This window comes from Aeromicrobium sp. Root495, from assembly GCF_001426755.1.
Lineage (GTDB): Bacteria > Actinomycetota > Actinomycetes > Propionibacteriales > Nocardioidaceae > Aeromicrobium.
On sequence record NZ_LMFJ01000001.1, the window covers coordinates 1,929,810 to 1,938,547 of the forward strand.

Below are 8,738 nucleotides of genomic sequence, written 5' to 3' on the forward strand. Positions count from 1 at the left end.
CCGAGATGACCCCTCGAACGTCACACCCAGCGGGGACGGGGCAGGATCGGGACGTGACGATCCGACCTGAGCTCCTCGACGTCCTCGCCCGCCGCGCCCTCACCGAGGACTCGGCCCGACCCGAGGCGCTGGAGCGTCTGCACGCGCGCGGCGGCCGGAGCGCGCGCGAGCACGTGGCCGAGCTGGTCGACCCGGGCAGCTTCGTGGAGTACGGACGCTTCGTCACCGCCGCCCAGGAGGACCGCCGCAGCATCGACGACCTCCTGGACCGCACCGTGGCCGACGGGATCGTGGGCGGACTGGCCACGATCGACGGACGCCCGGTGGCCGTCCTCTCCTACGACTACCTCGTGATGGCCGGCACCCAGGGCATGCGCGGGCACCGCAAGACCGACCGGCTCCTCGACGTCATCGACCGGCTCTCCCTCCCCACCATCTTCTTCGCCGCGGGCGGCGGCGGCCGCCCTGGCGACACCGACATGCCGCTCGTCTCGGCGCTCGACGTCACGACGTTCGCAGCGTGGGCACGCCTCTCCGGACGCGTGCCGCGCATCGCTGTCGTCGACGACAACTGCTTCGCCGGCAACGCCGTGGTGGCCGGCTGCGCCGACCTCGTCGTCGCCACGCCTCGCTCCTCGCTGGGCATGGGCGGGCCGGCCATGATCGCCGGCGGCGGGCTGGGCGACGTGGCCGCAGCCGACGTCGGGCCGCTCGACGTCATGACCGCCAACGGCGTCGTCGACGTCGCAGTGGAGGACGACGACGCCGTCGACACCGCTCGGACGCTGCTGGGCTACTTCCTCGGCCGTTCGCAGACGTGGGTCGCTCCCGACCAGACCCTCCTGCGCGACGCCGTGCCCGAGGGTGAGCGTCGCGCCTACGACGTCCTCCCGATCATCGAGACCCTGTGCGACGAGGACACGGTCACGGTCCTGCGACCCACGTTCGCGCCCGAGCTGTGCACGGCGCTGGGGCGCATCGAGGGCCGGACGGTCGGGATCATCGCCACCGACACCCGCCACACCGCCGGCGCCATCACGGCCGACGCGGGCGACAAGGCAGCCCGCTTCCTCCAGCTGTGCGACGCCCACGGGTTCCCCGTCGTCTCCCTCGTCGACACCCCCGGGATGATGGTCGGCGCCGAGGCCGAGCGGACGGGGCTCGTGCGCCACACGTCGCGCCTCCTCGTGGCGGGCGCGCGGCTGCAGGTCCCGCTCGTGGGCGTCGTGCTGCGTCGCGCGTACGGGCTCGGCGCGCAGGCCATGCTCGGCGGCAGCACCCACGAGCCGCTCATGACGATCGCGTGGCCCGGCGCGCACCTCGGCGCCATGGGCCTCGAGGGGGCCGTCCGACTCTCCATGCGCAAGGAGCTGGCGGCCATCGAGGACCCCGAGGAGCGCGAGCGCCAGGTGCAGGAGCTCACGGCCTACGCCCAGGCACACTCCACGGCGCTCAACGTGGCCCGGCACTTCGAGATCGACGACGTCATCGACCCCGCCGAGACCCGCGGCATCCTCGTGAGCCTCTTCAACGCCGCCGAGCCCATCACCGGCAGCAAGGCCGCCGTCGACACCTGGTGACCCCAGTCAGGCCGTGACTGAGTCCTCCGAACCGATGAGCTCGAGAAGCAGTCGGCCCACGTCGTCGAGCGGCCCCGCGGACCCGGTGGCGACGCCCATGGCGACGGCGCCCTCGATGCCCGCCACCACCAGGTGCGCCAGCGAACGTGCCCGGTCCTCGGCCACACCGTCGGCCTCCAGACGTCGTGCGATGGACTCGCTCCATCGCGTCATGGTCAGCCCCGCGTCCTTGCTCGCCTGAGGGATGTCGGCGCCTCCCAGGGCGGCTTGGAGGATGGGGCAGCCCGAGCGGAACTGCCCTGCTGTGAGGCCGGCCCTCATCGATCCGACGAAGGTGTCGATCGACTCGGACGCCGACCGGGTGCCCAGGACCGCCGTGAGGTTCTCGGTCATGGACTGGCCGATCGAGCGAATTCCCTCGACCAGGAGCTCGTCGCGGCCGCCCACGAAGTGGAGATAGAGGGTTCGACGCGCCACCCCGCTGGCGTGCAGCAGGTCCGCGACCGTCGTGCCAGCGATGCCCTGCCGACGCGTCAGTGCGACCGCTGCATCGACGAGCCTCTGACGCGTCTCAGCCGTCATGACGATCCTTCATGCCACCAGGTTAGACCAAGCGGTCTTGCCGTAGACCATTCAGTCTACTAAGGTCGCCACGATGGCTCCAGTGCCTCAGGATCGAAAAAGCCCTCCACACATCAGGACACTCCATGACCTTCACCGTCACGATCAGCCGGTCACTGCAGTCATCTGCGGCGCGAGTGCACGGGCTGCTCTCCGATCCCGTAGGCCTCGGCGAGCTCCGCGGTGTCCGGGCCGAAGTCCTCGAGGAGGGACGGGCCGACGGATCCGGCCTGCTCCGCCGCCTCACGATCGGGCGCCACATCGAGCTCGTCGAACGGTTTCTTGCGCCCGATGCTCGGCAGCTCGTGTTCCGCTACCGCATCGAGTCGAGCCGCCCGACGTTCTCGCACGAGCACGGCGAGATCGTGTGCCGACCGCGCGGCCAAGGGTCTCGGATCTCCTGGACGACCACCGCCGCTCTGCCCGCAGGACGCCTGACGCCCCTGACCGAGGTGGTCGGCCGGGTCGGCACTGCGGTGGCGTTCCACGTGGCGCTCACGCGGATCGACCGCCACCTCCTGCGGACCGAGCCATGACGCCGACAGCAGCCCCCGACCCACCCATCACCCCAGACCAGGAGCAAGCCATGCACCGAACCACCGAGACGGCGCAAGCCCAGTCCCCGACCACCACCCACGTCGACGCGGTCGTGATCGGGTCCGGACTCGCCGGCCTCACCACCGCGGCCGGCCTCGCTGCCCACGGGCACTCCGTCGTCGTCCTCGAGCAGTACTCCGTCGTCGGAGGTTCGACCCACGTCTTCCGGCGCAAGGGCACCTGGGAGTGGGAGGTCGGGGTCCACCACCTAGCCGACTGCGGCTTCGGGGGCGACATGCCGACGATCCTGCGCGGGTTCGGGATCGGCCCGGACCAGCTCACGTTCCGTCGCATGGCCGACAACGGCTACGAACGTCTCGTCTTCCCCGACCTCGTCTTCGACACCCCCACCGACTGGTCGCTCTACGTGGCACGCCTGGTCGAGGCCTTCCCCCACGACGAGAAGCGCATCCGGCGGTTCATGCGGATCGTGCGCCGGGTCGGCGAGGCGGTCGACCGCGGCCCCGCGACCGCCTCGGCCTCGGGAGTGGCCCGGGCCGCCCGGGAAATGGGTGTCGCGGCACCGCTCGCCGCTCTTCCCTTGAAGCGCGTCTTCGACCTCTTCGGGATCGATCCCCGCATGCAGACCCTGATGTCGGTCTCGCCCTGCGGCAGCATCAACGCGCCGCCCTCCCGGCTGCCCTTCGCTGCGTTCTGCGTCTTCTACGAGCGGTTCGTCCGCGGCGGCTCCTGGTTCCCCGAGGGCGGAGGACAGATGCTCTCGGCCACCCTGCTCCAGGCGCTCGAGCACCTGGGGGGCACCGTGCTCACGAACGAGTCGGTCGAGGAGATCCTGGTCGACGGCGGTGCGGTGCACGGCGTGCGGACAGCGAGCGGTCGGACCTTCAGCTCACCCCTCGTCGTGTCCACCGCCGACGTCAAGAAGACCTACGCCGAGCTGCTGCCAGCCGGAGCCGTCCCCCACCGGGACCTCGATCGCGTCGACGACTACCGCATGTCGCAGGCCTTCTTCAACGCCTTCATCGGCGTCGACGTCGACCTCGCAGCCCAGCACCCGAACCGGGACCACTTCTCGATGCCCACCTGGACCACCTACGACGAGATGGACCGCCTGACCGCTTACCGAGAGGGCGAGAGCGCGGAGGCCTGGCTCGAGCGGGTCGAGCCGATCGCGCCGGCCTACGTGCACGTCTCCAACTTGAAGGACCCCCACAACCAGCGGTACGCACCGCAGGGCTCGTCGTCGCTCGAGGTCATGCTGCCGATCGGCTGCGACTACCGACTCTGGAGCAGCGCGCCGGCTCGGACCCGCGGCCACGAGTACCGCGACGAAGACGACTACCAGTACCTCAAGCAGGGCCTCACCGCCGCGATGATCGACCGCGCGACGACAGTCTTCCCCGAGATCGATGGACATGTCGTGCACCAGGAGGCGGCCACACCACTCACTCAGGAGCGGTTCACCCAGTCGACGGCCGGCGCCTCGTACGGCATCGAGCTCAACACCCGTCAGTTCTCCATCCGCCGCCCCGGCCCGCGGACCTCGGTCAAGGGACTCTTCCTGTCCGGGGCCAGCTGCCGACCCGGACCGACCACGGAGGGGGTCCTGCACTCCGGCATCCAGACGGTGGACGCGATCACCGGCAGCAACCTGCTCGCGGACTTCCGCCAGGGGCGCGCCCTCGTCGCGCCCGGCACCCTGCCGAACAACGATCAGGACTGGGACGCTCTTGAGTACTCCCGCGTCGGCTCTCGTCGGTCCAGGTCGTCTGACGATGCGGACGCCGAGACGTCCTGATCAGGCACAGCACGACAGGCTCGGCCGGCGGATCCGGCCGAGCCTGTCGGTCTCTTCAGCCCTTGACGCAGAGCAGCGTCGTGAGCCGGGTCTCGACCTGCACGAGGTCGGTCTGCGCGGCGATGACCGACTCCAGGTCCTTGTAGGCCCCGGGGATTTCGTCAAGCACCCCCGCGTCCTTCCGGCACTCGACCCCCGACGTCTGCGCGGCCAGGTCGTCGACCGTGTAGGTCTTCTTGGCCTTGGTCCGCGACATCCGCCGCCCGGCGCCGTGGGACGCCGAGCAGTAGCTCTGCTCGTTCCCCAGACCCTTCACGACGTACGAGCCGGTGCCCATCGACCCGGGGATGAGCCCGTAGTCGCCCTGACCCGCCCGGATCGCACCCTTCCGGGTGACCACCAGGTCGACGCCGTCGTAGGTCTCCTGCGCCACGTAGTTGTGGTGGCAGGAGATCTCCTGGTCGTACCCGACGTCCCGACCGAGCCGTCCGAAGAAGCCCGTGACGACCTCCCGGACGAGCGCCATCATGACCGCCCGGTTCCGAGCGGCGTAGTCCTGCGCCCAGTAGAGGTCCCTCAGGTACGCGTCCATCTGCGGAGTCCCGGCGAGGAAGACCGCGAGGTCCCGGTCGGGCAGGTCCAGGTTGTGGTCCAGGCCCTTCGCCGCGGCGATGTGCCGCTCCGCGAGCTCCTTGCCGATGTTCCGCGAGCCGGAGTGGAGCATGAGCCAGACCCGACCGACCTCGTCCACGGTGACCTCGATGAAGTGATTGCCTCCACCGAGCGTCCCCATCTGCTTCATGGCCTTGGACTCCCGGTCCTGGACCTTGTCGTGCAGGTCCCGGAACCCCGACCAGAAGCCGCCCCAGCCCCGTGAGCCGAGGCCGAGCCGCTCGACGTCGGGCGTCTCGGAGTGGGCGTGGAAGCCCACCGGGACGGCCCGCTCGATGGAGTGCCGCAGCTGCTTGAGGTCCTCGGGCAGGTCGTCGGCCGTGAGGTCGGTCCGGACCGCGGTCATGCCGCAGCCGATGTCGACCCCGACGGCCGAGGGCGAGACGGCGTCGCGCATGGCCACGACCGATCCGACCGTCGCGCCCTTGCCGAGGTGGACGTCGGGCATGACCCGCAGGCCGTGGACCCACGGCAGCCGCGAGATGTTCCGCAGCTGCTCGAGCGCGGCCGGCTCGACGTCGAACGGGTGGGCCCACATGAGGGTGTCGGCCGCGGCGCCCGGCAGGACGACCGGGAACGGCCGGTCGTCGATCGTGAGGGGCTCGGTGGTGGTGGACATGGTTCGCCTCCTTCGGCGAGATGAGATGAGAGGTCGTGGGTTCAGGCGGCGGCGCGGGCCGGCTTCTTGGAGGGCCTCCCCCGGACCGGTACCCGATCCAGGGGGCGACCCGACTCGAGCAGGACGCCGCCCCAGACGCCGGACTCGCTCCTCGCCGTGGCGAGGCTCAGGCACGTGGACCGCAGCGGGCACGCCGCGCAGACCGCGACGGCGGCCGCCAGGGCGGTGTCGTCGGCGGGGAAGAACAGCTCCGGGTCGCTGCCGGCGCAGGCCCATTCCTGCGCCGGCACGGACGGCATGGGGTGGTCGAAGGCGATCGTCACGCCGTGGCTCGTGAGCACGCTCTTGGTGGGTGTCGTGGACATGGGTGGTCGCCTCCTCTCGAGGTCGTGGTGCGATCGGTTCGTGGCGTCGTGGGGGCGGCCGGACATGAAGAAGGGCCGCCCCCGAGACGTGTGTCTCGATGGAGCGGCCCCGTGATCGGGCGCGGCTAGGCGCGGGTCACGGGCGGCTCCGGGGGCCGATGGGATCCATCTGGATGCCTCGCTGGGCGTCGAAGGATTCCAACGCCTTCTGGCCGAGGGCAGCGAGCATCGGACGAGCCACCGGAAGGTGGTTCGTCGCGCTCTCGCTGCGATAGGTCCTCGTGCTCATGGGAACCACCCTAGAGCCGGCCCGCGGGATCGGCCAAGCGATTAAACGGTCGATGGCTAGGCTCGCCGCATGGCCACCGTCGTCCTCGTCCGTCACGGACGCACCACCGCCAACGCGAGCGGGATCCTGGCCGGGCGCACCCCCGGGGTCCGGCTCGACGACCGCGGGCACGAGCAGGTGGCGGTGGCCGGCGAGCGGCTGTCCGTCGTGCCGCTCGTGGCCGTGGTCTCCAGCCCCATGGAGCGCTGCCGCGAGACCGCCGAGGCGATCATCTCGCGCCAGAGCGGCTCCCCCGCCACGCCCGTCGAGGACGGGATCAGCGAGTGCGACTACGGCGACTGGCAGGGTCGCCCGCTCAAGGACCTTGCCCAGGAGGACCTCTGGAAGGTCGTCCAGCGCCAGCCTTCGGCCGCGGTCTTCCCGGGTGGGGAGTCGCTGCACACGATGCAGACGCGCGCCGTCCGGGCCATCCGCACGCTCGACGCGGCGTTCGAGGCCGAGCACGGGGCCGGCGCCGTGTGGGCCGCGGTGAGCCACGGCGACATCATCAAGGCGGTCCTCGCCGACGCCCTCGGCATGCACCTCGACCTCTTCCAGCGCCTCCACGCCAACCCGGCGTCGATCTCGGTCGTCCGCTTCGGCTCGGCCCGCCCTGACGTCGTGACCATGAACACCGACGCGGGCGACCTCTCCTGGCTGGCCGCGGCACCGCCTGCCCCCGACGCGGCGGTGGGTGGCGGCGACAGCCCTGCGACCGACCCCCGTGCCGACGCTTCGCAGCCCTCATAAACTGGACCCATGGCAACCATCGTCCACGGATTCGACTGGCCCGACCGCTTCGTGGTCGGCACCGTCGGCATGCCCGGTGACCGCACCTTCTACCTCCAGGCGCGCACGGGCTCCCAGGTCGTGAGCGTCGCCGTCGAGAAGCAGCAGACGGCCGCGCTGGCCGATCGCATCGACGAGATCCTCGACGAGCTGATGGCCGAGGGCGACAACCCGTTCAGCGTCCCGGCCGTGGCGCCCGAGGGGCTCGAGGACATCGACCCGCTCGACATCCCCATCGAGGAGCAGTTCCGCGTGGGTGTCCTGGGCCTCGGCTGGGACCCGTCCACGGCGCAGGTCGTCATCGAGGCGTTCCCGCGGCTCGACGAGGAGCCCGAGCCCACGGCCGACATCGTCGAGATCGAGCCGGAGGAGGCCTTCATCGTGCGCATCCCCGTGGGGAGCGCGCGGGCCTTCGCCAAGCGCACGCGCGACGTCGTGAGCGCGGGCCGGCCGCTGTGCCCGCTGTGCGGTGAGCCCATGACGTCGGACGAGCACGTGTGCACGCTGCCCGACGGCTTCCAGTGACCGCACGGCGATGACGGGGCTCACCCTCACCGGCCGGATCATGCCGGCCTCCAACGCCACGTTCCTCGGGCTCCTCGACGACCAGCAGGTCGTCTACAAGCCCGTGGCGGGCGAGAAGCCGCTGTGGGACTTCCCCGACGGGACGCTCGCCGGACGCGAGGTCGCGTCGTACCTGGTCTCCGAGGTCGTGGGGTGGGACGTCGTGCCGCGCACGTGGCTCGGCCACGGGCCGCACGGCGTGGGCATGCTGCAGCTGTGGCAGGACGTCGATCCCGAGCAGCAGGCCGTCGACATCGTGCCGGTGGACCACCTGCCCGACGGCTGGAAGCACGTCTTCGACGGGGTGGACGGCAACGACCAGCCCGTGTCGCTCATCCACGAGGACTCCGCCGCGCTGCGCCGCATGGCCGTGCTCGACGTCGTGCTGAACAACGCCGACCGCAAGGGCGGGCACGTGCTGGAGATGTCGGGCGGGCACCGCCACGGCGTCGACCACGGGCTCACGCTCCACGCCGAGCACAAGCTGCGGACGGTGCTGTGGGGATGGATCGACGAGGAGCTCGACGCCGAGGAGCGGGCCGGCGTGGAACGGGTGCTGGTGGCGCTGGCCGGCGACCTTCCCTCGGTGCTGGCCGACCTGGTGACGTCGGCGGAGGTGGAGGCGCTCGGGCTGCGCTGCGAGGAGCTGCTCGCCGCCGGCCGCTTCCCCGCCCCCGAGGGCTTCATGCCCGCCGTCCCCTGGCCCCCGTTCTGATCCCGGCTGCTCCGCCGGGCGGTGACCTGGCGTCCGTTCCGCGCCCGTGGCCGTCGGGCGGTGAGCTGGCGTCCGTTCCCGCACGGCGTGGCCGTCGGGCGGTGACTTGGCGTCCGTTCCCGCACGGCG

At 71.2% G+C, this 8,738-nt stretch carries 10 protein-coding genes; 6 read left to right on the forward strand and 4 right to left on the reverse strand.

The features are described from left to right. The first annotated feature begins 53 nt into the window (after window positions 1-53). Window positions 54-1,580 (forward strand): acyl-CoA carboxylase subunit beta, encoded by a 1,527-nt coding sequence (locus tag ASD11_RS09615; RefSeq protein WP_235503285.1) that lies wholly within the window; start codon window positions 54-56, stop codon window positions 1,578-1,580. Window positions 1,581-1,586: 6 nt separating this feature from the next. On the opposite strand, the gene ASD11_RS09620 is transcribed toward ASD11_RS09615, so the two are convergent. Beyond that, window positions 1,587-2,162: a TetR/AcrR family transcriptional regulator gene (locus tag ASD11_RS09620; RefSeq protein WP_056286394.1), complete on the reverse strand. Its 576-nt coding sequence runs from the start codon at window positions 2,160-2,162 to the stop codon at window positions 1,587-1,589. Window positions 2,163-2,287: 125 nt separating this feature from the next. Here ASD11_RS09620 and ASD11_RS09625 point away from each other — a divergent pair, with 125 nt between their 5' ends. Next, on the forward strand, window positions 2,288-2,737 hold the full coding sequence (locus ASD11_RS09625; protein WP_056286396.1) for an SRPBCC family protein: 450 nt from the start codon (window positions 2,288-2,290) through the stop codon (window positions 2,735-2,737). A 50-nt stretch (window positions 2,738-2,787) separates the two neighbouring features. Beyond that, window positions 2,788-4,557, forward strand: coding sequence for a phytoene desaturase family protein (locus tag ASD11_RS09630; protein WP_056286397.1), 1,770 nt, complete (start codon window positions 2,788-2,790; stop codon window positions 4,555-4,557). 55 nt (window positions 4,558-4,612) lie between these two features. Here the strand turns inward: ASD11_RS09630 and ASD11_RS09635 are convergent, their stop codons facing one another. The 3 genes from ASD11_RS09635 to ASD11_RS18125 form a co-directional block, all read right to left on the reverse strand. Beyond that, on the reverse strand, window positions 4,613-5,848 hold the full coding sequence (locus ASD11_RS09635; RefSeq protein ID WP_082554267.1) for an RtcB family protein: 1,236 nt from the start codon (window positions 5,846-5,848) through the stop codon (window positions 4,613-4,615). Between the two features lie 41 nt (window positions 5,849-5,889). After that, window positions 5,890-6,213, reverse strand: a complete 324-nt coding sequence (locus ASD11_RS09640) for a WhiB family transcriptional regulator (RefSeq protein WP_235503286.1) — start codon at window positions 6,211-6,213, stop codon at window positions 5,890-5,892. Between the two features lie 136 nt (window positions 6,214-6,349). Next, the gene (locus ASD11_RS18125) at window positions 6,350-6,502 is read right to left on the reverse strand and encodes a hypothetical protein (RefSeq protein WP_156464668.1); all 153 of its coding nucleotides are present in this window, start codon (window positions 6,500-6,502) and stop codon (window positions 6,350-6,352) included. A 69-nt stretch (window positions 6,503-6,571) separates the two neighbouring features. Here ASD11_RS18125 and ASD11_RS09650 point away from each other — a divergent pair, with 69 nt between their 5' ends. The 3 genes from ASD11_RS09650 to ASD11_RS09660 are packed head-to-tail and all read left to right on the forward strand — an operon-like array spanning window position 6,572 to window position 8,609. Then, window positions 6,572-7,291, forward strand: coding sequence for a histidine phosphatase family protein (locus ASD11_RS09650; RefSeq protein ID WP_056286400.1), 720 nt, complete (start codon window positions 6,572-6,574; stop codon window positions 7,289-7,291). A 9-nt stretch (window positions 7,292-7,300) separates the two neighbouring features. Beyond that, entirely contained in the window at window positions 7,301-7,855 is a 555-nt protein-coding gene (locus ASD11_RS09655) for a DUF3090 domain-containing protein (protein ID WP_056286402.1), read from the forward strand. A 10-nt stretch (window positions 7,856-7,865) separates the two neighbouring features. After that, entirely contained in the window at window positions 7,866-8,609 is a 744-nt protein-coding gene (locus ASD11_RS09660; RefSeq protein WP_056286405.1) for an SCO1664 family protein, read from the forward strand. Window positions 8,610-8,738: the final 129 nt, after the last annotated feature.